The sequence below is a fragment of the Mesorhizobium sp. J8 genome (assembly GCF_016591715.1).
Taxonomy (GTDB): Bacteria; Pseudomonadota; Alphaproteobacteria; order Rhizobiales; family Rhizobiaceae; genus Mesorhizobium.
The window spans coordinates 5,458,862-5,483,523 of the sequence record NZ_AP024109.1; the positions used below are offsets into that span (position 1 = coordinate 5,458,862).

The window sequence follows — 24,662 nt, forward strand, 5'->3', positions numbered from 1 at the left end:
TTTCAGTCCGGCCGGTGGGCGACGAGGTCAGCCATCCAGAGCCCGCCGTCGTCGGCATGAGCGGGAAAGTACTCTCGCCCGGCCGGCACGACCTCGAGGACCATTCCCGACTCGTCCGCCAGATAGTCGTAGCCGATCTGTTGCAGCCGCCGATCGGGATCGAGGCGATTGTAGAGGTCGCGACGCGCCGCCCGCCGCTTGGGCTCGATCATCTTCAAATGATAGAGATTGAGACCGCTGTCCTTCAGGCTGAAGCCGATGTCCTCGGGAAACCAGGCGCCGTGCAGCTCCTTCGATCGGTAGCGGTCGGGGTGGTAGGCAGCAAAAAGCCTGTGCTGCATCTTCTGGCCCCAGGGGCCGTCGACCCTGTAGCTGGCCGGCGTATACATCTCCCGGCAGCGGAATCCCCAGGCGATGCGCCTGGACCCGCTGGTCAACCGGCCGATCCGGCCGGCGACGGCCTGTTCCAGCCTTTCGTCGGGATCCATGGCCAGAACCCAATCGGCGCCCACCTCATGCGCCGCGGCGATAAGCGCGCGCCGCCTCTGCGGCTCGCTGGTGAAAAGCCCCTCCGCGGCGCGGTCGTCATAGGCGATCCAGCCGTCGACGACAGGAGCGAGGTTGGCGATGAGGTCGGGCACGAGATGCTGATCGTAGCGATAGCTGAAGACAGCGACGATCTTGCGCCGCGACCAAAGCCATCGGCCACGCCGCCGGCGCTGCGGCTTCATCTCGACGGTGATCATCGCCTGTCTTCCGCCGCATTGCCATGCCGGGCGCCGACCGATGCGCCGAGCGATTTGGCGAACAATGCCAGCCACACGATCGGCATCGACAGCCTTGCGAAGGTCCTGTCCTTGCCGGACAACCCCTCCGTAATCAGCTTGCCGACATTGCGACGGTCGCGGAACACCTTGCGGAATGGACGTATGGGTTCTCCGGTTTCGAGGGACCGGAGATAAGCGCCGTAGCGGCGCCCGCGGCGATACTGGTCGGCAAGCAAGCCGAGCAGGCGCGTCTCGTTGCGATGGATGGTCAGAACCCTCGGTTCCCAGACCGGCCGCAAAGCCTCCGGCAGCCTGGCCATGAATTCGGTATCTTCTCCGGTCGTCAGCCGCTCGTCGAACGCTCCATATCGATCGAACAGCGTCCTGTCGAACGAAACGCCGTAACACTGCGCCTTCCCGGCCGGAAGACCGGGCAGGCGTCGCATATAGGTGACGAGATGCGCCGCGCAGGCAACCAGACTGCGCGGATGGCTGTTGAGGACGGCACTCGCCACAGCCGCCTCGCCTTCCCGGTGACGCCGCAGCCGAATTTCGGCCCATCCCGCACAGGCCAGGCAATCATCGGCGAGAAAGGCGACGAACGGAGCCTGCGTTGCGGCAATGCCGCGATTTCGCGCGGCGCCGGCAAACAGACGCTCTTCGACATCGATCACTGGTACCTCGATGCCGCAATCGGCAAGCAGCGCCTTGGCGCTGCCGCCGCCGGAATTCACCACCACGATCTCGAGCGGAACGTTCTGGTCGAGCACCGACCTTACCGCGGCCGCCAGTGAGGCGGGCGCCCGGAAACCAATCACCACGACCGCAAGATCCGTCCTACCGGCCATCAGGCGCGTTGCAGTTGGACGGCCGGCGCCGAGAATCGGCGCCTGAGCGCGATCTTCAGCCGATAGCGCATGCAGCGCCAGGCATCCGCGCCCGCCCGTGGCGCGGCTTCGGCGACGCCGAGGAATCTTGCCGCCGTCTCGAAATCGCCGCGCGCATAGTGAACGCGCGCGATCTTCAAAGCCACGAGGCCTTCCCTGGTCTTGAGCGACTGCTCCGCGATGCCGCTGGACCGAAGCCGGCGCAGCGCCAGCCGCCATTCGAGAAAGCGCGCGGCAGGCCTGACGGTGAAACGATCGTCGGAGCGCTCCGCCGACACGAAATAGATGAAGATCGGTCGTGTCAGGACTGCTAGCGAGGCTTTGGCCATCAGGCGCGCCCAAAACAGCGTGTCCTCGTCATAGCCGAGCCCGGTCGGGAACCTCGTGTCGCCGACAAGCCGCCGCGACACCAGCGCGCTGCCGACGGCGATCGACCGTATCCGCCCTTCGAGATAGGCGCAGGCGTTGGCTGGTGCGCTTGCCGTGTAGCCGCCCGGCAGCTTGGTCGACCGTTCCTCGCCGTCGACCTGTCGGCAGTAGGCGCCGACCACCATGTCGGCGCCAGGATCCGCTTCGGCCTTGGCCAGCAGCGCGCGCAGGCCGCCTTCCAGGTGAATGTCGTCGGCATCAATCAGATATATCCAGGGAAAACGAGCTTCCTCCAGTGCTCGATTCCTGGAACCACCGGCGTCACGACAGCTTGATTTGATGACGCGCAACGGCAAGGCAAGCCGCAACGCCGCCTCCGTAGCGACGGCCGCAGTGGCGTCGGACGATGAATCGTCGACCAGCAGCACCTCGCCGATAGCTTCTCTTTCCGACACCAGCGAAGCGAGCGTCCGGACAATCGTCCGGGCCGCATCATGTGCCGGTATGATGACGCTTACCGCTTCCAAATCCGCCTCCGCGCCGCTATCTGATCCGAGAGCAGCCAAACCCCGATGCTCAAGATACCGGGGACACCTGTCCTTGAGAAGCGTCCGCAGGTGACCGGCTTGCTGTCACACTTTTTCGACCGCGACCGGAATGACGTCGACGGCCTGCTCGCCGACTTGGCCGCCTGTCGTCTTCAGCACGCCGACGATTGGCGCAACGTCGGAATAGTCGCGGCCGTAGCCGACCGTGATATGGTCGTTGCTCGCCCGCATGCCGTTGGTCGGGTCGAACTCCTGCCAGCCGGCATCGCGCCCGCACCAGGCCTTGACCCAGGCATGCATGGCATCCGCGCCTTCGAGCCGAGGCTTGCCCTTGGGCGGGATCGTGCGCAGGAAACCGCTGACGTAGCCGGCCGGAATGCCAAGCCCACGCAGGCCGGCGATCATGATATGCGAGAAATCCTGGCAGACCCCGCGCTTCAGCGCAAAGGCGTCGCCGGCCCGCGTCTGCACCGTCGTCGCCTTGCCGTCATAGGTGAAATCGCGATGGATACGGTTGCAGAGATCGACCGCCGTGGCCACCGCCGAGCCGGCAAGGCTCTCTCGCGCATAGGCGGTGATCGCCGCATCGATGCCGACATGATCGCTGGCTGCAAGGAAATGATGCGGTGCGGACGGCGATAGCGACCGCACCAGTTCGAGCTCCGCCCTCAACCCGCCGATGTCGGGCGAGACATCGAGGCCTGGATCCGGCCGTGAGACCGAAACGCGCGCGCTCATCCGGATGTCGAGCGTCTCATGCGCGTCGCGAAAGGCGATCGAGGTGACATTGTTGCCGAAGAAATCGGAAAAATCGGCACGTTCGGCCGGCGGCGGCTGGAAGGACAATGAGGCGGCGATCACGCGCTGCACTCCGGCGATCGTCTGCGGCATCACGCGCACCTGGTGCCGTCCGCCGCCCGCGGCGGCGGCATAGTCGTAATGCAGATGGAGTTTGATGTCGTAGAGCATTAAGGCAATTCCAGCGAAAGCGCGCGGCGGCTTTGCGTCCGGAATTGCGCAAAAACAAAGAGATAGAGCATGGACGCGATCCTTTTCGCTGGAAGTGCTCTAACCGAAATAGGCCCGGGCAAGGCTGTTGTAGAGATCGCCGATCTGGCCGGCGAGGTCGTCGAGCACTTGGGCGCTCATGTCGGACGGCTCCATGACGGCGATTGCCGTATTGAGCTGCAGGATTTCCTTGGCGGCGGGCGACATATGCCCCTCGCCGCCGACCGAAGGCAGCATGCCGATCTCGGCCTTCAGCCGCTCGAGCTGGAACAGGATGGAGCGCGGATTGAGCGGGTCGAGCGCGAGCAGGTCGATCACCGTGCGCCGCCCGGCCTGCACCGGATATTGCCGGCGATGGGTCATGACGCTGTCGCCGATCTCCAGCATCATGTCGAGCGCGCCCTCGGGCGCGCCTGCCTTTGTCAGCCGGGCCAGCGTGCGGGCAGTCTGGATGCCGCGCTCCAGCCTCCGGCCGATCTCCAGAAAGCGCCAGCCGGTGAAGCGATACATGTTCTCATGCAGCAGGCCTGAAAAGCCGGCGAGCTTGCGCAGCATCACCGTCATTGCCCGCGTCGCATCGTCTCCGGGCGCGACCGTCTCGGCGAATTTGTGGATGGTCTTCGACAGATCCTTCAGCGCCAGCCAGCCATCGGGAGAGAAACGGTCGCGAATCTGGCCGGCACTGTAGACCGCGCTGTCCAGGGTGCCGATCAGCCCCCGGGGTATCGCCGTTTCGACCTCGATGCCGAACGGTTCCAGATAGTCCCTGATATCGGCAAGCAACGGCATATCCGGATCGGACGTCTCGGCAAGCCGCACGTGATAGGCGCGCAGCACGCGCACCGTGTCTTCGGAGCGCTCGATATAGCGCCCGAGCCAGGTCAGGTTCTCCGCCGCGCGGCTGGGCAGGCTGCCCGGCATGGTGCGGGTGAAGCCGTCTTGCTCCTGCGGCAGCAGCGTCTCGCGCTCGACCGGCCGGTCGCTGACCACCCAGACATCCGCCGCCTGGCCGCCGCGCTGCATGGCGATCGCCGTCGGGTCGAGCGAGAAGCCGACGCGCGCGAAGCCGCCGGGCATCACCGCCCAGCCTTCCGGCGTGCGCGCCAGATAGACACGCAGGCTGGCGGGCCGAGGCTCGAGCACGCCCCCGACGAACACCGGCGTGGTCGACAGCGTCACCGCTTCCTGGCCGACGAAACCCGCGCCGTCCGCCTCGATGCGACCGACGAGCTCGGCTCGCTCTCCGGCCGAAAGGAACGATCCGAGCCGGGTCGCGCCGTCGTCCTCGAAGGCGAGTCGGGTCGACAGGGCCGGGCCGATCACCATGCGGTCGATATTGGCGAGCACATGGGCGCGCTCGGCCTCCTGACCGCACCACCACGTGGCGATGCTCGGCAGCTTGAGATCGTCGCCTTGCAGTTCCCGCGCGATCCTGGGCAGGAACGACAGCAAGGCCCGTGTCTCGATCAGGCCGGAGCCAAGCGCGTTGACCGCCGAGACCGTGCCGCGCCTGATTGCCTCGACCAGGCCCGGCGTGCCGATTTGCGAGTCCGGTCTCAACTCCAGCGGATCGGCGAAGGCGGCGTCGAGCCGTCGCCACAAGACGCCGATCGGCATCAGGCCGGAAACCGTGCGCACCATCAGCCTGCCGCCGGAAACGGTCAGGTCTTCGCCCTCGAGCAGCATGATGCCGAGATAGCGGGCGATGTAGGCGTGCTCGTAATAGGTTTCGTTGAGCGGCCCCGGCGTCAGGATGGCGACACGCCCGCCGGATTCCTTGGCCATGCCGTTCAGCGCGTCGCGGAATCGGCGGAAGAAGCCGGCGAGCCGATGCACATGCATCTCGCCATAGACGTCCGACAGCGCGCGCGTGGTGGCGACGCGGTTCTCCAGCGCGAAGCCGGCGCCGGACGGCGCCTGCGCACGATCGCCCAGCACCCACCAGCGCCCGTCCGGGCCACGGCCGAGCTCGAAGGCGACCATGTGCAGGAAATGCCCGCTGGCCGGCCTGGCGCCGGCGACGGGGCGCAGATATTCCGGGCTCGCCGCGATCAGCCCGGCCGGCAGGATGCCCTTCTCGATCAGCCGGTTCGGCCCATAGATGTCGGCCAGGAGCGCCTCGAACAGATCGGCGCGCTGGGTGAGTCCTGCGCTGATCTCGGCCCATTCCTTCTCGTCGATCAGCAGCGGAACATGCGCAAGCGGCCATTCCCGCTCATTGGCGCCGGCTTGCTCATAGACGCGGTAATAGACGCCGGCATCGCGCAGATATTGGTCGGCGCGGGCGAACCGTTGGCCCAGCCGCTCAGCCCCCAGTTCGTCGAGCGCGTCGATGAAGAAGCGCCAGGCCGGACGCGGACTGCCCGACGCGTCGACCATCTCGTCGGCGACACCTTCGATCGGCCGGTAGCGTTCCAGCAGGCCCTGCGCCCGCGGCCTGCCGCCCGCCCATCTCTGATTCCCCTTGGCCATTGTCGATCAGAATCTCGCCGGCCGCCTCAGGTCAAGGGTCATGGGAAACTCTTCAGAAACTTCTTCGTCGCGCAGCACATAGCCGCCCGGCGTGTGGCCGCGCGGCTCGAACCGGGCAAGCCGTCGCGCCTCGGCCTCGTTGCCGTTGACCGGGAAGGTATCGTAGTTGCGGCCGCCGGGATGCGCGACATGGTAGACGCAGCCGCCGACCGAGCGACCCGACCAGCGATCGTAGATGTCGAAGACCAGCGGCGTGTTGACCGGCAGTGCCGGATGCAGGCCGGAGGCTGGTTGCCAGGCCTTGAAGCGCACGCCCGCCACCGCGACCTCGCGATTGTCGGTAACCTTCATCGGCACGATGCGGCCATTGCAGACGATGGCGTGACGTTCCGGATTGAGCCCTTCGGTGCGCACCTGCAGCCGCTCGACCGAGGAGTCCACAAACCGGACCGTGCCGCCGATCGCGCCCTGCTCACCCATCACATGCCAAGGCTCCAGTGCCTGCCTGAGCTCCAGCTTCACGCCGGCTTGGCTAACCTCTCCGCAGAAGGGGAAGCGGAATTCGAGCTGGGCGGCGAACCACTCGGGGCGGAAGTCGAAGCCGTTGAGCTTCAGGTCCTCCAGCACGTCCAGGAAATCCGCCCAGACATAATGCGGTAGCATGAAGCGGTCGTGCAGCGAGGTGCCCCAGCGCACGAAGCGACCCTCGAGCGGGTTCTTCCAGGCGCGCGCGATGATCGCACGGACCAGCAATTGCTGCGCAAGCGACATGCGCGCATTGGGCGGCATCTCGAAACCGCGGAATTCGACCAGCCCAAGCCGGCCGGTCGGGCCATCGGGCGAGAACAATTTGTCGATGCAGATTTCCGAACGATGCGTGTTGCCGGTCACGTCGGTCAGGAGATTGCGGAACAGCCGGTCGACCAGCCACGGCAAGGGCGCCTCGCCATTGTCCGGATGCGGCACCTGCGCCAGCGCGATCTCCAGTTCGTAAAGGGAATCGTGCCGCGCCTCGTCGATGCGCGGCGCCTGGCTGGTCGGGCCGATGAACAGACCGGAAAACAGATAGGACAGGGACGGATGCCGCTGCCATTGCAGCACCAGGCTCTTCAACAGGTCGGGCCGGCGCAGGAACGGGCTGTCATTGGGCGTCGCGCCGCCGACCACGACATGGTTGCCGCCGCCGGTGCCGGTGTGGCGGCCGTCGATCATGAATTTGTCGGTGCCGAGCCGCGATTGCCGCGCCTCCTCATAGATCGCGCTCGTCGTGGCGACGCATTCCCGCCAATTGGCCGCCGGATGGATATTGACCTCGATGACGCCAGGATCCGGCGCCACGCGGATGACGTTGAGGCGCGGATCGTGCGGCGGCGCATAGCCCTCGACATGCACCGGCAGGCCGATCGCCTTGGCAGCATTCTCCGTCGCCGCCACCAGTTCGAGATAATCCTCCAGCGCCTCGACCGGCGGCATGAACACGCAAAGCCGCCCGTCGCGCGGCTCGACGGTGAGCGCGGTGCGCACCGCGCCGCCGATCTCTGTCAGTTGCTGCTCGACCCGGTCCTGCTGGGCCGTGGCCGCCGTGAAGGACGCCTCGGCCTGTTGCCGCGCCATTTCGTCGGCGCCGCCGGCCGGAAATTCCGGCAGGATGGCATCGCGCGCCGGCAGCGCGCCGCGCGGCACGGACGGATCGACCGGCACGATATAAGGGAACTGCGCCGGCGGCACGTAAGGCAGCGCGCCGAGCGGCAGGCGGTAGCCGACCGGAGAGTCGCCGGGCACCAGGAATAGGCGGCCGCGCCGCGTCTTCCATTTCTCCGAGCGCCAGCGCTGTCCGGCGGCCTGGCTGTTCCAGCGCTGCACCGGCAGCACATAGCCTGACGGTTTGGTCAGCCCGCGCTCGAAGACGCGCGCCATGCGGCTGCGCTCTTCCGGGTCTTCCAGCTTCGAGTTGGAGGGATCGACATTGTCGGGCAGCTTGCCTTCTTTGAGCAGCCACTCGCCCGGATCCTCATAGGCCTCGCTCACCATCGCCTTGTCGATGCCGAGCTCGCCAGCGACCGCCTTGAGCAGGCTTTCGGCCTGCTCTGGTCCGACCGCGGCATTGCCGTTTTCCCTCGCGATCAGCGACGGATCGCGCCAGACCGGCTCGCCGTCGGTGCGCCAGTAGAGCGAGAAGGTCCAGCGCGGCAGGCTCTCGCCCGGATACCACTTGCCCTGGCCATAATGGAGAAAACCGCCTGGCGCGAAGCGTTCGCGCAACCGGCGGATAAGCTGGTCGGCCTTGTCGCGCTTGGTCGGACCGACGGCTGCGGTGTTCCATTCCGCAGCTTCGAAATCGTCGATCGACACGAAGGTCGGCTCGCCGCCCATGGTGAGCCGCACGTCCCCATCCCTCAGCGCCGCATCGACTTTTTCGCCCAGTTGGTCGAGCGCCTCCCAGCTTTCATCCGAAAACGGCTTGGTGATGCGCGGATGCTCGGCGATCCGGTCGACCCGCATGTCGAAGCCGAAATCGACATTGGCGAAGCTTGCCATGCCGGAGATGGGCGCGGCATTGCGGTAGTGCGGTGTCGCGGCCAGCGGCACATGGCTCTCGCCGGTGAGCAGGCCGGAGGTCGGGTCGAAACCGATCCAGCCGGCGCCCGGAATGTAGACCTCGCACCAGGCATGCAGGTCGGTGAAGTCGACCGCCGTCCCTGGCGGTCCGTCGAGCGAGACAAGATCGGGTTTAAGCTGGATCAGATAACCGGAGACGAAGCGCGCGGCGACGCCCAGATTGCGCAGGATCTGCACCAGGAGCCAGCTGGAGTCCCGGCACGACCCCTTGCCGGCGGCAAGCGTCTCTTCCGGCGAATAGACGCCGGTCTCCATGCGCACGATATAGGCGATCTCGCGCTGCAGCCTCGCATTGAGGCCGACCAGGAAATTGACGGTATTCGTCCGGCTGCGGTCGATACTTTCCAGGAATTTCGACAACAGCGGCCCGGCCGGCTCGGGTTGCCGGTAGATGGCGAGGTCCTCCCGGATCTCTTCCGGGTAATCGAACGGAAAATTCTCGGCGCTCTCCTCGACGAAGAAGTCGAACGGATTGTAGACCGTCATGTCGGCGACGAGGTCGACTTCGATCTTCAGTTCCGTCACCGGATCCGGAAAGACGAAGCGGGCGAGGAAGTTGCCGTAGGGGTCCTGCTGCAGGTTGACGAAATGGTTTGTCGGCTCGACCTTCAGCGAGTGGCTGAGCACCTTGGTGCGCGAATGCGGTGCCGGCTGCAGCCTGACCACCTGGGGACCGAGCACCACCGGCCGGTCATATTTGTAGTGGGTCAGGTGATGGACAGCTGCCAGAATTGCCATGGTGCCCCGGAGAATGGCGTTTTACCGCCGGACCCTGACACAAGTCCTGGGCATTCTCCAAGCAGAGATGTTGCGCTGCACCTAATTTAAGCAGCCTTGCCGCCTAGAAGAACGCCTGCAGCCCCGTCTGCGCCCTTCCGAGGATCAGCGCATGCACGTCATGCGTGCCTTCGTAGGTGTTGACCGTTTCCAGGTTCTGCGCATGGCGCATGACGTGGTAGCCGATCTGGATGCCGTTGCCGCCATGCATGTCGCGGGCCTGGCGGGCGATATCGAGCGCCTTGCCGCAATTGTTGCGCTTGACGATCGAGATCATCTCCGGCGCCATCTTGCCTTCGTCCATCAGCCGGCCGACGCGCAACGAGCCCTGCAGTCCGAGCGCGATCTCGGTCTGCATGTCGGCGAGCTTCTTCTGGAACAACTGCGTGCCGGCAAGCGGCTTGCCGAACTGCTTCCTGTCGAGGCCGTATTGCCGCGCCCGGTGCCAGCAATCCTCGGCCGCGCCCATGGCGCCCCAGGAGATGCCGTAACGCGCGCGGTTGAGGCAGCCGAACGGGCCTTTCAGGCCCGAGACATTGGGCAGCAGCGCGTCCTCGCCGACCTCGACGCCTTCCATCACCACTTCGCCGGTGATCGAGGCGCGGAGGCTGAGCTTGCCGCCGATTTTCGGCGCCGAAAGCCCCTTCATGCCCTTTTCCAGCACGAAGCCGCGGATCTGGTTGTCATGCGCTGCCGACTTCGCCCAGACGACGAAGACGTCGGCGATCGGCGCGTTCGAGATCCACATCTTGGAGCCGGAGAGCTTATAGCCGTTCGCCGTCTTCTCGGCGCGCGTCTTCATGCCACCCGGATCGGAGCCGGCATCCGGCTCGGTCAGGCCGAAGCAGCCGATCCACTCGCCCGAAGCGAGCTTCGGCAGGTATTTTTTGCGCTGCGCTTCCGAGCCATAGGCGTGGATCGGATACATCACCAGCGAGGACTGCACGCTCATCATCGAGCGGTAGCCGGAATCGATGCGCTCGACTTCCCGAGCCACCAGGCCATAGGTCACATATCCGGCGCCGAGCCCGCCATATTCTTCCGGAATGGTGATACCGAGCAGGCCCGCCTCGCCCATTTCCCGGAAGATCGACGGGTCGGTCTTCTCGTCGGCATAGGCTTCCTCGATGCGCGGCGCGAGCTTGTCGGCGGCGAAAGCGGCCGCGCCGTCGCGCACCATGCGCTCATCCTCGGAAAGCTGGTCCTCGATCAGGAAAGGATCGTTCCACACGAAGGCATTCTTCTCGTCGGCCATGGCCCGCTCTCCCAGCATATTTTGAGGTGCCCGGCTTATCGGCCTCCGCACGGAAAAAATCAAACGAAATTGCATCGCAGATCAATGAGCGTTAGTAATGGATCATGAGCGTCCAGCGTCGTCTTCTGCCGAACACCGCCGCCCTTGCGGCCTTCGAAGCGGTGGCGCGCCTCGGCTCCTTCACCGCCGCTGCGCGCGAGCTCGATCTGACCCAGGGCGCCATAAGTCGGCAGATCAGCCTGCTTGAGGAACAGTTCGGCCGGCGGCTATTCGAACGCGACAGCCGCAATGTCCGGCTGTCGGCGGCCGGGGAGATTTACGCCGAAGCGGTGCGCTCGGCGCTTGGCCAGTTGCGCGACGCAGCCCTTGGATTGATGAGCAACCGGCATAGCGGCGTGCTCAACCTTGCCATCCTGCCGACCTTCGGCACACGCTGGCTGATGCCGCTGATCCCGGATTTCGTCGCCCGTCATCCCGACATCACCATCAACTTCGCCACCCGCATCGGCCGCTTCGACTTCGCCCGCGAGCGGCTCGACGCCGCCATCCATCACGGCATGCCCGACTGGCCGGAGGCGGACTGCACGCTCTTGATGCGCGAGACAGTGATGCCGGTGGTTTCACCCGAGTTCCTCGCCGCCCGCGCCATCGTCGCGGCATCCGATATCAGTCGTCTGCCGTTGCTGCATATGGCGACCCGCCCCGGCGCCTGGAGCGAATGGTTCGAGCATCAGGGGCTCGAGGCGCCGACCGGCCCAGGCATGCAGTTCGAACAATTCGGGACGGTCGCGCAGGCCTGCATGGCGGGGCTCGGCGTGGCGCTGCTGCCGGAAATCCTGATTGCCGGCGAATTGCGGCGCGGCCAGTTGGTGCCGGCGCCCGGCGAACCGATGCAAAGCCGAAGCGCCTATTATCTGGTCGTGCCGCACGACAAACGGAGCCATCCGCCCGTCGCCAGCTTTCGCGACTGGCTGCTCGGCCAGATCGGCAAGGAGCCGTCCGTCCTGGCCTGGTAGCTACTTCCGCTTCATCGCCTCGGCCAAAGCCGCGCCGAACGCACCTTGCGACGGCCGCTCCGGCTGGCGCTGCGGCGCCGGCGAGCGCGACGCCGGCTTGCCGCCGTGATCGCGCTGGCCGCCGCGAGGCGCCCCGCCCTCGCCGCCATCCTTGCGCATCGACAAGCCTATGCGCTTGCGTTTGATGTCGACGTCGACGACCCGCACCTTCACCACGTCGCCGGCCTTCACCACCTCATGCGCGTCCTTCACGAAACGGTCGGCGAGTTGCGAGACATGCACCAGCCCGTCCTGGTGCACGCCGATGTCGACGAAGGCGCCGAAGGCGGCGACATTGGTGACAGTACCCTCGAGCAGCATGCCGGGCTTCAAATCCTTGATGTCGTCGATCCCTTCCGCAAAAGTCGCGGTCTTGAAGCCGGGGCGCGGGTCGCGTCCCGGCTTTTCCAACTCGGCGATGATGTCGCGCACCGTCGGCAGGCCGAAACGCTCGTCGACGAAGACGCGTGGATCCAGCGCCTTGAGCGCGGCGCTGTCGCCCATCAGCGCGCGCACGTCGCGGCCGCAAGCGGCAACGATCTTCTTCGCGACGCCATAGGCTTCCGGATGCACCGAGGACGCATCCAGCGGCTCTGTCCCGTTCGGGATGCGCAGGAAACCGGCGCTCTGCTCGAAGGCGCGCGGCCCGAGCCGCGCCACCTTGAGCAGGTCCTTGCGGCTGGCAAACGGCCCGGCCGCGTCGCGATGCGCGACGATCGCTTCGGCGAGCGACGGCCCGAGTCCCGAAACCCGCGCCAAGAGCGGCGCAGAGGCCGTGTTGAGGTCGACACCGACGGCGTTCACCGCATCCTCGACTACCGCTTCGAGCGAACGGCCGAGCCGGTACTGATCGACATCGTGCTGGTACTGGCCGACGCCGATCGACTTCGGTTCGATCTTGACCAACTCAGCCAGCGGATCCTGCAGGCGCCTGGCGATCGACACCGCCCCGCGCAGCGAGACATCGAGGCCTGGGAATTCGGCCGCTGCCGTCGCCGACGCGGAATAGACTGAGGCACCAGCCTCGCTGACGATAACCTTGAGGGGCTTCGGCCCGGCGCCGCCCGGCAGGTCGGACAGCATGTCGGCCACCAATTTCTCGGTCTCGCGGCTGCCGGTGCCGTTGCCGATCGAGATCAGCTCGACCTTGTGCTGGCGGATGAGCGCCGCGAGTTCCGACTGCGTGCCGCGCACGTCGTTCTTCGGCGGAAACGGATAGACGGTCGTCGTCGCCACCAGCTTGCCGGTGCCATCGACCACAGCGACCTTGACGCCGGTGCGAATGCCGGGGTCTAGCCCCATGGTCGGCCTGGAACCGGCGGGCGCGGCCAGCAGCAGATCCTTCAAATTGCGCGCAAAGACGTGGATCGCCTCTTCCTCAGCCCGCTCGCGCAGATCGCGCATCAGGTCGAGCGTCAGATGCAGCGACAGTTTGATCCGCCACGTCCAGCCCGCCACCTCCATCAGCCATTTATCGCCGGGCAGCGTCGCGCCGATCGCATAGGCATTGGCGATCATCCGCTCGACCGGCTTCACCGGCGACTGATCGTCGGCATCCACCTCGATATCGAGCGACAGCACCTCTTCGTTGCGGCCGCGCAGCATGGCCAAGGCACGGTGGCTTGGCACGCCCGACCAGCGCTCGACATGGTCGAAATAGTCGGAGAATTTCGCGCCGGCCTCCTGCTTGCCGTCGACGACTTTTGACCGCAGGAAGGCACGTTCCTTCATATAGGCGCGCAGCCTGCCGACCAGATCGGCATTCTCGGCGAACTGCTCCGACAGGATGTCGCGCGCGCCTTCGAGCGCCGCCTTGGCGTCGGCCACCTCTTCCCTGACATAGGCGAGCGCCAGTTCCGCGGGCACTTTCGAGCGATCGGCCAGGATCGCCTCGGCGAGCGGCCCCAGCCCGCGCTCCTTGGCGATCTCGGCCTTGGTGCGCCGCTTCGGCTTATAGGGCAGGTAGATGTCCTCGAGCTCCGCCTTTGTGGCGGCCGCCGCGATCTTGGCTTCCAACTCCTCGGTCAGCTTGCCCTGCTCGCGGATGGAGCTGACGATGATCTCGCGCCGCGTATCGAGCTCACGCAGATAGGCGAGCCGCTCGGAAAGGTCGCGCAGCTGCGTATCGTCGAGCCCGCCGGTGACTTCCTTGCGGTAACGCGCCACGAAAGGCACCGTCGCGCCCTCGTCCAGCAGTCCGATTGCCGCCGCGGCCTGTTCCGGCCGCGCTCCGATCTCGGCTGCGATGATTGCTGCGATGCGCTTGATGTCCGATGCCATGCTGGTCCCTGCAGAAAAGAGCGGCGACCATAGGCCGGGATGGCCGCTACGCCAACGGCAACGGTTTCGTCATGAGCCGAAGGTCCACAGAAAACCGCCTTGAACCAATCTCGGGTCGGCTTAGACCATGCCGCTCAGGGCCTCCAGGAACGCCACGATGTCCTCGTCCAGCTTGTCGTCCACCGGCTCCGGCTGCGACGACATCTTGGCGATGACCACTTCCGCCTTCGGATTGACGTAGAGCCACTGGCCGTGAATGCCGATGCCACAAAACGCGCCACTGTCGCGGCCGGTCTGGTACCATTTGTTGCGGTAGCGGCCCTTCGGGAAAAGGAACACCATCGTGCCGCGCTGCCAGGCTTCACGGCTGCCGCCGGTGGCGACCGTGTCGCGCACCCAGGCTTCCGGGACGATGCGGCGGCCGTTCGCCGTGCCGCCCTGCCGCATCATCTCGCCGATGCGGGCAAGGTCGCGCGGCGTCATCGACATGCCGCCGGCCGTACGCGCCGTGCCTTCCATGTCGACCGTCACCGACATGTCGCTCGCGGCGCCGAGCGGCAACCACAGTTTTTCGCGGAGCAGTTCGGTCACGCGCATGCCCGACGCCCGCTCGACCAGAATGCCGAGCACGTCGGAATTGGGCGACCGGTAGCGGTAGGTCTGGCCATGCGGCTCGGAAAGCCGCTGGATCGTCATCAGGAAAGCCGTGAGGCTCTCCGAGCCGCCACCGGGATTCCACAACGTCGAGCGGCGGTAGCGGGCAAACGCGCTTTCCGGATCGAGATAGGCCTCTTCGAAATCGAGACTCACCGTCATGTCGAGCACGTTGCGCACGCTGGCATCGCCATAGGCCGAGCCCTTGGCCTCGGGGATATACTTCGTAACCGGCGCGTCGGGATCGAACACGCCCTCGCCTTCCAATATGCCTGCGAGGATCGCCGTCACCGACTTGCTGATCGAAAAGATGATGTGGCGGGAGCCGAACGGCATATGCGGAGCCGACCAGTCGCCGACAAGCTTGCCGGCCTTCAGGATCGTCAGTCCGTCGGTATTAGAACGGTTGAGGAAGGCCTCGACAGTTTCAGCCCCTCCACCCAGAGCGACTTTCTCGTCGAGCAACGTGCCGAGCGATTTCGCTTGGCTCTCGCCGCCGGGCGCCGCCGCCACATGCGCGCTCGGCACCAGCTCGCCGACATTCTGGAACGACCATCGGTTGAACGGCGAAAGCCGCCAGGTTTCGAGCCGCACATCCTTGCGGGCAAAGCCGTATCTGGCCTCGAAGGCACTCTTGCCGGTCACGACATTCTCCGAATCTGTTTGCGGCTTCAGGCCAGCGCGGCGGCGATGGCATGCACCGCCTTCTGCGTCGCCACCGAATAGGCTAAGTTGAGGAAATCCGGATAGGTCGAAAGCTTCACCACGACCATCCTGTGTTCCCAGCTCATATGGATCAATTGGCCGAATACGCCCCGGCACATCAAAGAGCGCGAGCGCGAATCCTCGATCCAGAACTGGTTGCGGTAGCTGCCGTCCGGAAGGCTCGGGCTGAAATTCGGCCCGTGCTTGCCGCTGCGTGTCGCCTCGATCCAGTCGGCCGGGATGACGCCGCCGCCATTGTCGAGGATCAACTGCCCGAAGCGGCCATAGTCGCGGAGCGTCGCGTTGAAGCCGCCATCGGCCAGTGCATAGCCGGCGCTGTCGACGGTGAAGCAGGCGCTCTCGTCGGCGCCGAGCTTTTGCCAGAGCTCTTCCGAGACGAGCTGCGCCAGGCGCTTGCCGCTCACCCGCTCCATGATGAAGGCGAGCACGTCGGTCTCGATCGAGCGGTATTCGAACGCCTCGCCATGCGGGCGCACTTGGTCCTTGAGCCGCAGGATCAGCTCGAACAGGTGCGAGGGCCATTGAAAGTCCGGATCGCTGCCTGGCGGGATCGGCTTCCAGCCCGTGGCGACATCGACCTGGCCGATCTCGGAATAGCGGTCGGTGTATTCCTCGGAAAAGCGCACGCCGGTCGTCATGTCGAGCACGTGCTGGACCGTGGCGCCGGCCCAGCCGGTCTCGCCGAGCTCCGGCAGATAGTCGGTCACCTGTCTGCCAGGATCGATCAGGCCGCGCCCGACAAGGATGCCGCACACCGATCCGGTGACCGATTTCGCCATCGACTGCGACAAATGCAGCGTGCGCTCGTCCATGCCGTTGAAATAGCGCTCATAGGCAATCTCGCCGTCCTTCAGCACGAGGAAGCCGTCGGCATAGGTTTCGTCGAGCAAGCCGGCGAGCGTGGTCGGCGCTCCGTTGCTGTCGGTCACCGGCAGGTTGTCGAGATCGACTTCCGCCCGCTCGAGGCGACGGCGGTGGCCGTTGCCGCGCCACACTTCGACCGTCGGCAGGAATTCGCGGATGTGCTGGAAGGCCCAGCGGTTCCAGGGCGGCCTGTCCCAGTCGAGCTTCGGCGGCACCAGCTTCGGCGGCGAGCCCTGCATGATCGGCGGCCGCGGATCCGAGTTGCGATAGGACGACAAGGCTTCCTCCCGGGGCATATCGCTCAAAGGGTAGAGCGATATGCACAGTAACATTCACAAGAAAGGGAGGCCGGTGCCTCCCCTCCTTCATGCGTCGCGCTGCATTATTTGCGCAGGTTGGTCCAGATCTTGTTGTAGATCTCCACCACGTCCGGCGGGCATGGTGGCACGAATTCCGGCGTCGGCGAGCCGGCCGGAGGGCTGATTTCCGGCGAGTTGGCGAACTCCGGCGCCAGGAATTTATGGCTGCCTGCGATGCCGTTGTCATAGCCGGCGAATTCCGAGATCAGCGCCGCGTTTTCCGGAGCCATGACGAAATCCTGGAACAGCTTGGCGTTCTCGAGGTTCTTGGCGCCCTTCAGCACCGCGACATTGTCCATCCAGCCTTCGATGCCTTCCTTCGGGTAGGCATATTTGATCGCCGGGATCTTCTGCCGCGAACGGTAGCTGGCGCCGTTCCACTGCTCCGAAACGATGACGTCGCCGGAGGTGATCTTGGTGATGGTGTCGTAGCTGAAGGTCTTCCACGACGGCTTGGCGGCCATGAGGATGTCGTTGATCTTCTTCAGATTGGCCTTGTCGGCGCCGCAGCGCGGCACGCCTGCATAGCGCTCGGCCGCATGCATGACGGTGTTGACGTCGTCGAGCATGTTGATCTGGCCCTTCAGTTCATCGGGCGGATTGAACAGGATGGCCAGCGTGTTGATGTCGCCCTTGAACTTGTCCGTGTTGACAGAGAATGCGGTCGTGCCGAACTGCCAGGGAGCGGTGTAGTGGCGGCCGGCATCCCAATAAACGTCGACGAAGCGCGGATCGATGTTCTTGCCGTTCGGCATCGCGTTGGGCTCGGTCTTCTCGAGCAGGCCCTCTTCGACCATGATCTTCACCGTGTAGTCGGACGGCACGACGATGTCGTAGCCGGAATTGCCGGCGCGCACCTTGGACAGCATGGTTTCGTTGGAATCATAGTCGTCCAGCGTCACCTTGACGTTGTACTGCTTCTCGAACTTGTCGATGAGCTTGGGGTTGGTGTAGTCGCCCCAATTGTAGATGTGCAGTTCGCCGTCGGCGAGCGCCGGCACCGCCCACAGCAGAACGGCCGCGGAAACGGCCGCCATCAGTTTTCCAGACATTTTATGTTCTCCTTGCCTTCCCATTGTTGTGTTGGAGCTCGCGGATCATTTTGCGCGCCGGCGCGCGATCAGGAACGAGACTGAGACGAACAGGATCGACACCAGGAGCAGGATGGTCGAGATGGCGTTGATCTCCGGTGTCATCGGCCGCCGGATCTGGTTCCAGATATAGAGGGGCAGCGTCGTCTGGCCGGGGCCGGCGACGAGCTGCGTGATGGTGAAATCGTCGAAGGAGACGATGAAGGCCAGCGCCGCCCCCGACATGATGCCGGGCACCAAAAGCGGCAGCGTGATGCGCTTGAAGGCGTTCCACGGCGTCGCGTAGAGGTCCGCCGCCGCGTATTCCAGCGTCAGGTCCATGTCCTCGAGCCGCGCCCTGATCGGCATATAGGCGAAGGGGATGCAGAAAACGGTGTGGGCGAGGATCAGATTGCCGATGCCGAAATTCAGCCCGAGCGTGCCGGCGATCAGCGCGAAGAAGGAAAGCGTGGCGACCGCCGTGATGATCTCCGGCACCATCAGCGGCAGGTTGATGATCATGAAGGCTGCGGCGAGCCCGCGCCACGGCTTCACCCGCGTCATGCCGATCGCGGCCAGCGTCGCGCAGATGGTCGACACGATCGTCGCCGTCACCGAGATGATCAGGGTGTTCTTCGCGGCGCTGTGGAACTCCTCGTTGAGCAGCGCGCTGCCGTACCAGTTGAGCGTGACGCCTTCCCAATGCGTGACCAGCGATCCGCTGTTCAATGAGAAGATCATCAGGATCAGCACCGGTATATAGAGCACCAGCAGACAGATGACGGCGATCGAGCGGAAGCCCGGCTGGTCCTTGATGTCCATGACGCGGGGCTCAGCCATGCTGCACCTTGCCCGACGTGTTGCGGACATAGAAGAACAGCGCCACCAGCACCGCCGCCATCAGGATCAGCGCCTGCGCGCAACCGAGCGGCCAGTTGCGGCCCGAACCGAATTGCTGCGCGATGAGATCGCCGATCATCAGGTGCACGCCGCCGCCCAGGATCAGCGGCGTCACATAGGCCCCGAGCGCCGGGATGAAGACGAGCAGGCAGCCGGCGATGATGCCGGGCTTGGACAGCGGAATGATCACCCGCCACAGCACCTGCCGGCGCGTCGCATAAAGATCGTAAGCTGCCTCGACCAGGCGGAAGTCGAGCTTCTCCAGGCTCGAATAGAGTGGCAGCACCATGAAGGGCAGGAAAGCGTAGAGCAGGCCGAGCTGTATGGCGAAGTTGGTGTAGAGCATGGTGATCGGCTTATCGATCACGCCGAGCGCCAGGAGCGCGTTGTTGATCAGCCCCTCGTCGCGGATGATGAACATGATCGCCAGCGTGCGGACCAGAAGGTTCGACCAGAACGGGATGGTGATCAGAAGCACCCACCAGTTGCGTTGCGCCGGCGGCCGCGTCGCCATGAAATAGGCGGTCGGGAAACCGAGCAGCAGGCAGATGACCGTCGTCACCACCGCGAACAGGAAGGAGCGCAGGTAGATGATCAGGAAGTCCGGCGTGAACTGCAGCGTGTCGTCGAAAATGTCGCGCTGGAACAGGAAGTTCAGATAGGCATCGGTCGAGAACTGCCACTGCACGCCGCCATAAGGCGCGGCGACGAGCAATGAGTAGACGCAGATGATGATCAGCGGCAGCACGCCGAAAACGCCGATGATGATCAGCGCCGGCAGCGACAAGAGCCGGTTGCGCCGCGCGCTGGTTTTCACCGCCTGGGCTTCGAACAAAGCGGCCTTGGAGAGCGGGGCTGAGGAGAGGGCGGCTGTGGTCATCAGTCTTTCAGGACGCGTGCGGCGTCCTCCTCGAACTGGATGCCGACCTTGGCGCCGGTTTCGTAGGTCACAGCGCTCGAACGGCTGTTCTGGTGGCGCACGATGAAATTCTCGCCGCCGCCGTCGAGCTTGACGTGGTAATGCGTGTCAGTGCCGAAATAGACGATATTCGAGAGCGTGCCGGTGATCGTGCCCTTGGCCGGATCAGGCACCAGATCGGCATGCTCGGGACGCACCACCAGCGTCACCTCGCCGGTCGGATTGAAGCCTTCCGGATAGCCGGCGCTGATCGTGGCGCTGCTGGCAAACTTGACCGTCGCCACACCGGCCTGCTTCGACACCACCGTGCCAGGCAGGAAATTGGTTTCACCGATGAAGTCGGCGACGAAGCGTTCGGCCGGCCTGTCGTAGATGTCGCGCGGCGTGCCCACCTGCAGGATCTTGCCGGCCGACATCACCGCGATGCGGTCGGACATGGTCAGCGCTTCCTCCTGGTCGTGGGTGACGAAGATGAAGGTGATGCCGGTCTCGTTCTGCAGCCGCTTCAGCTCGATCTGCATTTCCTTGCGTAGCTTGTAGTCCAGCGCTGAAAGCGGCTCGTCGAGCAGGAGCACTTTCGGCTGCGGCGCCAGCGCCCGGGCCAGCGCCACGCGCTGCTGCTGGCCGCCCGAAATCTGGCTGGTGCGGCGCGCCTTGAGCGCTTCCATCTTGACCAGCTTCAGCATCTGCGCGACGCGCGCCTCGATCTCGGCTTTCGGCTTGCCGAGCATCTCCAGTCCGAAGCCGATATTCTGCGCCACCGTCATGTGCGGGAAGAGCGCGTAGCTCTGGAAGACGGTGTTGACCGGGCGTTTGTAGGGCGGCAGCGGCGCGATGTCCTTGCCGTGCAGCAATATCTCGCCGGCGGTTGGGAAATCGAAGCCGGCAATCAACCTCAGCAGTGTCGTCTTTCCGCATCCGGAGGGGCCGAGCAATGTGAAAAACTCGTTCTCGCGGATCGACACCGACACCGTGTCGAGGGCGGCTACCTGGTTTTCGCCGGTTCCGAAGACCTTGCGAACACCGCGAACTTCGATCGCGTTCTTACCCGGTTGTTCCGGCACGATTACCCCATTGAGAGCGCCTGCTCTTGTCGGCAGGTGTGTTCCTGTTTGATTGTCACCACAAGCCGGTCGGCTTGGCAACTGCGCAGCAGTGACTCGATCCGAGTCCCCATTCAATTAAGCAATTCCTATGCCATCGTTAGGCTTGGTAGGTGATCCTCCCTCCGCAGATGGTGGTCACCGGGTGCAGGGTGTGCAGCGCTTCCGGCGCGGTCGCCTCGATATCAGCCGACAAGACGACGATATCGGCGAGATAGCCGGTCTTGAGGCGACCCTTGCGATGTTCGTTGAACTCCGCGTAGGCGCCCTCGACCGTGTAGCCCTCGATTGCTTCCCGCAGCGAGAAGCTCTGGTCCGGCATGCCTTCTGCCCAAGGTTTGCGCATCACTGCCGCCTGGATCGACAGGATCGGATCGACCGGCGAGACCGGCCAGTCGGATGCGAACACCACCCGCGCGCCGGCGTTCTTCAGCGTGCGCCATGCATAGCTCAACGGCCACTTGTCGCGGCCGATGCGCGAGATCGTCGGCTCCATCGGGAAGTTCAGCGCGCCCGGCGGATGCGCCGGCTGCATCGAGGCGAGCACGCCGAGCTCGGCGAAACGCGGCACGTCGGAGGCCGTGATCACCTCGATATGCTCGACGCGGTGCCGGCTGTCGCGCCGGCCGTTCTTCTTCAGCGCCGCCTGGTAGCCGTCGAGCACCGCCCGCACGGCGCCGTCGCCGATCGAATGCACGGCGATCTGCAGGCCGCGCCTGTCGGCCTCGATCGCCACCTCGGCGAAATGTTCGGGTGAAAACAGCGGCTCGCCGCGCCAACCGGGGCGGTCGGCATAGTCGTCAACCATCACCGCCGTCCAGGAATCCAGCACGCCGTCATAGAAGACCTTGACCATGCCGGACGTCAGCCATTCGGAATTATAGGTCTGGGCCATCCGCGAGGCCTTTTCCAGCATGTCCAGCTTCATGAAATTCTTGAAGTGGAACGGAATCTTGGTGCGGCAGAGCAGCCGCCCCTCCTTTTCGAGCCCGGCCAACAGCTCGAGCTGGTAGAGATTGCCGTCCATGTTCTGGATCGAGGTGATGCCATGCTTGGCGCACCACTCGAGGCCGCGATGCATCAGGTCCCGATCGGCAGCCAGTTCCTTCGCCGAAGGATACGGATCGGGCTCCGCGCCCTCCAGGCCAAGCCGCGTCCGGTTCGCCCCGTAATGGTCGAGGAGCGGTCCGAAGGCCTCGCCTTCGCGCAGCTCGCCGGCGGCGAGCCCGTCGGCGCCCATGACGATCTCGTTGCCTTGTCCGACCTCCCTGCCGTTGAGCAGCCCGGCCTCTTCCAGCGCCTTGGTGTTCGCCCACATCGTATGGTGGTCCGAAGCCGACATGGCGAAGGGACGATCGGGAATGATACGGTCGAGATCGTGGCGCGTCACCGGCTCCGGCAGGATGGCGTAGTCGACCCCGGCGCCGATCAGCAGCCTCGCGTCCGGGCGCTTGGCCGCAAAATCCTGGATCGCGTCGCGCAACGCGTCGAAGCCGTGCACGCCTGCCAGATGCAGGTTGTCGAGCTCGGCCGCGCCGCCGAACAGATGCATATGCGCTTCGATGAAGCCCGGCAGAACGGAGCCGCCCTGCGCGTCGACGACCTTTGTCGTCGGACCTTTGAGCTCCTCGATGAAAGCGCGGCTGCCGATGGCGATGATGGCGCCGTCCTTGACGGCAACAGCTTCAGCGGCGGGATTGTCGTCGTCCATGGTCAGCACACGGCCGTTGACGACCACCAGATCCGCACCACCGCCCGCAACCGACATCGCGACTCCACATTTTGCTGAGGGACCGGCAGCGCCAAGGTCCAACGAGCTGCCGCTCCATCGGGCGGCGCCATGGGACAAAAGTCGATGCCGGTGCGCCGTCCTCGAAATTCCCCTTGTTATCGTTGAAGACAGCGTGGATAAAAGAATGCGACTGTTTATTCGCGTTTGTCAACAGCCGGAATTTGGAATGTATAGTGGACTGCACCGCGCGCCGATGGTGGGGTCGAGCGGGGAACGGGGGCAACGAGCAGTGAAGCGCAGTCTCGACCGCAAGACCAAAATAGCGCTCGAACCGCGCAAGCAGCCGCGGCAGCAACGGTCAAGCAGGGTGGTCGACAGGATTCTCGACGCAGCGCTGATCCTGACCCGCGAGCAAGGAACCAAGACCCCGACGACGCTCGCCATCGCGCAGCGCGCGGGCCTGTCGGTCGGTTCGGTCTACCAATATTTCCCCAACAAGGAAGCCATCCTTCTCGAACTGGGCAGGCGCTGGCTGTCGTCCTTTCCGGAGGTGATCGCCAAGCGCATCAAAGTCTCCCCGCCCACCAACCGCGAAGAGTTTCGCCGCGAAGTGCGCAAGCTCTTCATCGACACGTCGCGGATCTATCTCGACAACGCGACCCTGATGCCGGTGATCGAGGCCATATCCGGCAACGCCGACCTGAGGCCGATTCAGGACGAATACGACAAAGAGATCATCGCCCTCTACGCAGCCTGGCTGCAGCATGTAAACCCGGCCCTCGAGGAAAAGACCGCCAAGCGATTGGGCCTGGTGATGATGGAGGTCGGGCACGCCTGCAGGCTTGTCGGACTGAAGCGGGATCGCAAGACATTCGACCTCATCGAGGACGATGTGGAAGCCATGTGGCTGGCTCTCGTGAACCCCTATCTCAACCTCGACTGATTTCGCATTTCCAACCGATTTCGCACTCCAGGGGAATTCCATGAAAACTGTCTTTTCGCCTCTCCACGCCGGCCATTCAGGCCAGATGGAACTGGTCACGTCGGCGATCGTGCCGGGTTTCGAGAAACCGTCGCGGGCCGAATTCATCAAGGCGCGGGTGGAGAGCGAGAAGCTCGGCCCGATCATCGGTCCGGCCGAGCATGATCTGACCGCCGCCAAGCGTGTTCATGAAGCCCACTACATCGACTTCCTGCCGACGGTGTGGCCGGAGTGGGTCGCCGCCGGTTTCACGGGATCGGCCATGGGCTTCACCTGGCCGACGCGCGGCCTGCGCGGCGATGTGCCGCCGAAGCGCATCGATGCCTTGCTCGGCTATTACTCCTTCGACGCCGGCGCAACCTTCGTCGAGGGCACATGGGCGGCGATCAAGTCCTCCTATGACGTGGCGCTGACGGCGGCTGCCCTCGTCAAGGGCGGCGAGCGCACCGCCTTCGCGCTCTGCCGTCCGCCAGGCCACCATGCGGGCGCCGCCTTCATGGGCGGCTATTGCTTCATCAACAACGCCGCTGTCGTCGCGCAATGGTTTCGCGACCAGGGCGCGAAGCGCGTCTCGATCCTCGATGTCGACTACCATCACGGCAACGGCACGCAGGAGATCTTCTATCGCCGCGGCGACGTCCAGGTGCTCAACCTGCATGGCGATCCGATGGTCGAGTACCCCTTCTTCCTCGGTCATGCCGACGAGCGCGGTGAAGGAGAAGGCGAAGGTTTCAACGTCAATTACCCGATGCCCTTCGGCACCAACTGGGACGGCTGGAGCGCGTCGCTGGAGGACGCCTGCGCTAGGCTCGCGGCCTATGCCCCAGACGTCGTCATCGTCTCGCTCGGGGTCGACACGTTCGAGAAGGACCCGATCAGCCAGTTCAAGCTGAAGAGCGTCGACTATCCCAAGATCGGCCGCCGTATCGCCAGGCTCGGCCTGCCGACGCTGTTCGTCATGGAAGGCGGCTACGCCGTGGAAGAGATCGGCATCAACGCCGTCGGCGTGCTGACCGGCTTCGAGGACCGCTGAGCCGCATCCGGATGGAGATGCGCCCCCGGTTGTATCCGGGGGCGTATTTTTTTGCGGCCGCGCCGCGACATCATCGGCTCAATTCAGCTTGGAAATCACCGCCTAGCAACGCGAGGACCGGCTGCTGAGTCGCAAAGCGAGTCCACCGAATTCGATTTTGTCAAATCGCGTTTGATGTCGGATTCATCTACGGGTAGATTAGACCCGAATCAGCCGGTCCACGGGGGGCGCGGCGACCAACCCAAAGTCTCAAGTTCCGGCGCCAGGCCGGTACCAGACGCGG

General features: G+C 64.7%; 18 protein-coding genes. 3 read left to right on the plus strand and 15 right to left on the minus strand.

Annotated elements, in window-relative coordinates:
- Nucleotides 1-2 precede the first annotated feature (2 nt).
- The 7 genes from MJ8_RS26185 to MJ8_RS26215 form a co-directional block, all read right to left on the minus strand.
- Nucleotides 3-746 (minus strand): hypothetical protein, encoded by a 744-nt coding sequence (locus MJ8_RS26185; protein WP_201411523.1) that lies wholly within the window; start codon nucleotides 744-746, stop codon nucleotides 3-5.
- Nucleotides 743-1,615 carry a glycosyltransferase family 2 protein gene (locus MJ8_RS26190; RefSeq protein ID WP_201411524.1) on the minus strand — a complete coding sequence of 291 codons (873 nt, stop codon included), beginning with the start codon at nucleotides 1,613-1,615 and terminating at the stop codon, nucleotides 743-745. The genes MJ8_RS26185 and MJ8_RS26190 overlap by 4 nt, the downstream gene beginning before the upstream one ends.
- Nucleotides 1,615-2,550: a glycosyltransferase family 2 protein gene (locus MJ8_RS26195; RefSeq protein WP_201411525.1), complete on the minus strand. Its 936-nt coding sequence runs from the start codon at nucleotides 2,548-2,550 to the stop codon at nucleotides 1,615-1,617. The genes MJ8_RS26190 and MJ8_RS26195 overlap by 1 nt, the downstream gene beginning before the upstream one ends.
- Nucleotides 2,551-2,655: 105 nt before the next feature.
- Nucleotides 2,656-3,540, minus strand: coding sequence for a transglutaminase family protein (locus tag MJ8_RS26200; RefSeq protein WP_201411526.1), 885 nt, complete (start codon nucleotides 3,538-3,540; stop codon nucleotides 2,656-2,658).
- Between the two features lie 99 nt (nucleotides 3,541-3,639).
- Nucleotides 3,640-6,051, minus strand: a complete 2,412-nt coding sequence (locus MJ8_RS26205) for a circularly permuted type 2 ATP-grasp protein (RefSeq protein WP_201411527.1) — start codon at nucleotides 6,049-6,051, stop codon at nucleotides 3,640-3,642.
- 6 nt (nucleotides 6,052-6,057) lie between these two features.
- On the minus strand, nucleotides 6,058-9,408 hold the full coding sequence (locus MJ8_RS26210; protein WP_201411528.1) for a DUF2126 domain-containing protein: 3,351 nt from the start codon (nucleotides 9,406-9,408) through the stop codon (nucleotides 6,058-6,060).
- A gap of 103 nt (nucleotides 9,409-9,511) precedes the next feature.
- Nucleotides 9,512-10,702, minus strand: coding sequence for an acyl-CoA dehydrogenase (locus MJ8_RS26215; RefSeq protein WP_201411529.1), 1,191 nt, complete (start codon nucleotides 10,700-10,702; stop codon nucleotides 9,512-9,514).
- 104 nt (nucleotides 10,703-10,806) lie between these two features.
- Here MJ8_RS26215 and MJ8_RS26220 point away from each other — a divergent pair, with 104 nt between their 5' ends.
- Nucleotides 10,807-11,718 carry a LysR family transcriptional regulator gene (locus MJ8_RS26220; RefSeq protein WP_201411530.1) on the plus strand — a complete coding sequence of 304 codons (912 nt, stop codon included), beginning with the start codon at nucleotides 10,807-10,809 and terminating at the stop codon, nucleotides 11,716-11,718.
- Here the strand turns inward: MJ8_RS26220 and MJ8_RS26225 are convergent, their stop codons facing one another.
- From MJ8_RS26225 to MJ8_RS26260, 8 genes are all read right to left on the minus strand, one after another.
- Nucleotides 11,719-14,037 (minus strand): Tex family protein, encoded by a 2,319-nt coding sequence (locus MJ8_RS26225; protein WP_201411531.1) that lies wholly within the window; start codon nucleotides 14,035-14,037, stop codon nucleotides 11,719-11,721.
- Between the two features lie 120 nt (nucleotides 14,038-14,157).
- Complete coding sequence (locus MJ8_RS26230; RefSeq protein ID WP_201411532.1) at nucleotides 14,158-15,336, minus strand: serine hydrolase domain-containing protein; 1,179 nt, start codon at nucleotides 15,334-15,336, stop codon at nucleotides 14,158-14,160.
- A 26-nt stretch (nucleotides 15,337-15,362) separates the two neighbouring features.
- Nucleotides 15,363-16,559 (minus strand): serine hydrolase domain-containing protein, encoded by a 1,197-nt coding sequence (locus MJ8_RS26235; protein WP_201411533.1) that lies wholly within the window; start codon nucleotides 16,557-16,559, stop codon nucleotides 15,363-15,365.
- 104 nt (nucleotides 16,560-16,663) lie between these two features.
- Nucleotides 16,664-17,692: an extracellular solute-binding protein gene (locus MJ8_RS26240; RefSeq protein WP_201411534.1), complete on the minus strand. Its 1,029-nt coding sequence runs from the start codon at nucleotides 17,690-17,692 to the stop codon at nucleotides 16,664-16,666.
- A 45-nt stretch (nucleotides 17,693-17,737) separates the two neighbouring features.
- Nucleotides 17,738-18,550 carry an ABC transporter permease gene (locus MJ8_RS26245; RefSeq protein ID WP_073988089.1) on the minus strand — a complete coding sequence of 271 codons (813 nt, stop codon included), beginning with the start codon at nucleotides 18,548-18,550 and terminating at the stop codon, nucleotides 17,738-17,740.
- Nucleotides 18,543-19,490: an ABC transporter permease gene (locus MJ8_RS26250; protein ID WP_225248048.1), complete on the minus strand. Its 948-nt coding sequence runs from the start codon at nucleotides 19,488-19,490 to the stop codon at nucleotides 18,543-18,545. Before MJ8_RS26250 ends, MJ8_RS26245 begins: the two co-directional genes overlap by 8 nt.
- Nucleotides 19,490-20,593 (minus strand): ABC transporter ATP-binding protein, encoded by a 1,104-nt coding sequence (locus MJ8_RS26255; RefSeq protein WP_201411535.1) that lies wholly within the window; start codon nucleotides 20,591-20,593, stop codon nucleotides 19,490-19,492. The genes MJ8_RS26250 and MJ8_RS26255 overlap by 1 nt, the downstream gene beginning before the upstream one ends.
- Nucleotides 20,594-20,732: 139 nt before the next feature.
- A complete protein-coding gene (locus tag MJ8_RS26260; protein ID WP_201411536.1) occupies nucleotides 20,733-22,400 on the minus strand; it encodes an amidohydrolase in 1,668 nt (555 codons plus the stop codon).
- 136 nt (nucleotides 22,401-22,536) lie between these two features.
- Between MJ8_RS26260 and MJ8_RS26265 the strand changes: the two genes are divergently transcribed.
- Nucleotides 22,537-23,307 carry a TetR/AcrR family transcriptional regulator gene (locus MJ8_RS26265; RefSeq protein ID WP_225248049.1) on the plus strand — a complete coding sequence of 257 codons (771 nt, stop codon included), beginning with the start codon at nucleotides 22,537-22,539 and terminating at the stop codon, nucleotides 23,305-23,307.
- Nucleotides 23,308-23,347: 40 nt separating this feature from the next.
- Entirely contained in the window at nucleotides 23,348-24,379 is a 1,032-nt protein-coding gene (locus MJ8_RS26270) for a histone deacetylase family protein (protein WP_201411537.1), read from the plus strand.
- Nucleotides 24,380-24,662: the final 283 nt, after the last annotated feature.

What these genes read in the sequence shown, in the direction of transcription:
- MJ8_RS26200 (WP_201411526.1), bottom strand. Translation starts at nt 3,540, where the DNA reads ATGCTCTACGACATCAAACTCCATCTGCATTACGACTATGCCGCCGCC.
- MJ8_RS26250 (WP_225248048.1), bottom strand. Translation starts at nt 19,490, where the DNA reads ATGACCACAGCCGCCCTCTCCTCAGCCCCGCTCTCCAAGGCCGCTTTG.
- MJ8_RS26220 (WP_201411530.1), top strand. Translation starts at nt 10,807, where the DNA reads ATGAGCGTCCAGCGTCGTCTTCTGCCGAACACCGCCGCCCTTGCGGCC.
- MJ8_RS26185 (WP_201411523.1), bottom strand. Translation starts at nt 746, where the DNA reads ATGATCACCGTCGAGATGAAGCCGCAGCGCCGGCGGCGTGGCCGATGG.
- MJ8_RS26210 (WP_201411528.1), bottom strand. Translation starts at nt 9,408, where the DNA reads ATGGCAATTCTGGCAGCTGTCCATCACCTGACCCACTACAAATATGAC.
- MJ8_RS26240 (WP_201411534.1), bottom strand. Translation starts at nt 17,692, where the DNA reads ATGTCTGGAAAACTGATGGCGGCCGTTTCCGCGGCCGTTCTGCTGTGG.
- MJ8_RS26225 (WP_201411531.1), bottom strand. Translation starts at nt 14,037, where the DNA reads ATGGCATCGGACATCAAGCGCATCGCAGCAATCATCGCAGCCGAGATC.
- MJ8_RS26260 (WP_201411536.1), bottom strand. Translation starts at nt 22,400, where the DNA reads ATGTCGGTTGCGGGCGGTGGTGCGGATCTGGTGGTCGTCAACGGCCGT.
- MJ8_RS26215 (WP_201411529.1), bottom strand. Translation starts at nt 10,702, where the DNA reads ATGGCCGACGAGAAGAATGCCTTCGTGTGGAACGATCCTTTCCTGATC.
- MJ8_RS26205 (WP_201411527.1), bottom strand. Translation starts at nt 6,051, where the DNA reads ATGGCCAAGGGGAATCAGAGATGGGCGGGCGGCAGGCCGCGGGCGCAG.
- MJ8_RS26270 (WP_201411537.1), top strand. Translation starts at nt 23,348, where the DNA reads ATGAAAACTGTCTTTTCGCCTCTCCACGCCGGCCATTCAGGCCAGATG.
- MJ8_RS26190 (WP_201411524.1), bottom strand. Translation starts at nt 1,615, where the DNA reads ATGGCCGGTAGGACGGATCTTGCGGTCGTGGTGATTGGTTTCCGGGCG.
- MJ8_RS26245 (WP_073988089.1), bottom strand. Translation starts at nt 18,550, where the DNA reads ATGGCTGAGCCCCGCGTCATGGACATCAAGGACCAGCCGGGCTTCCGC.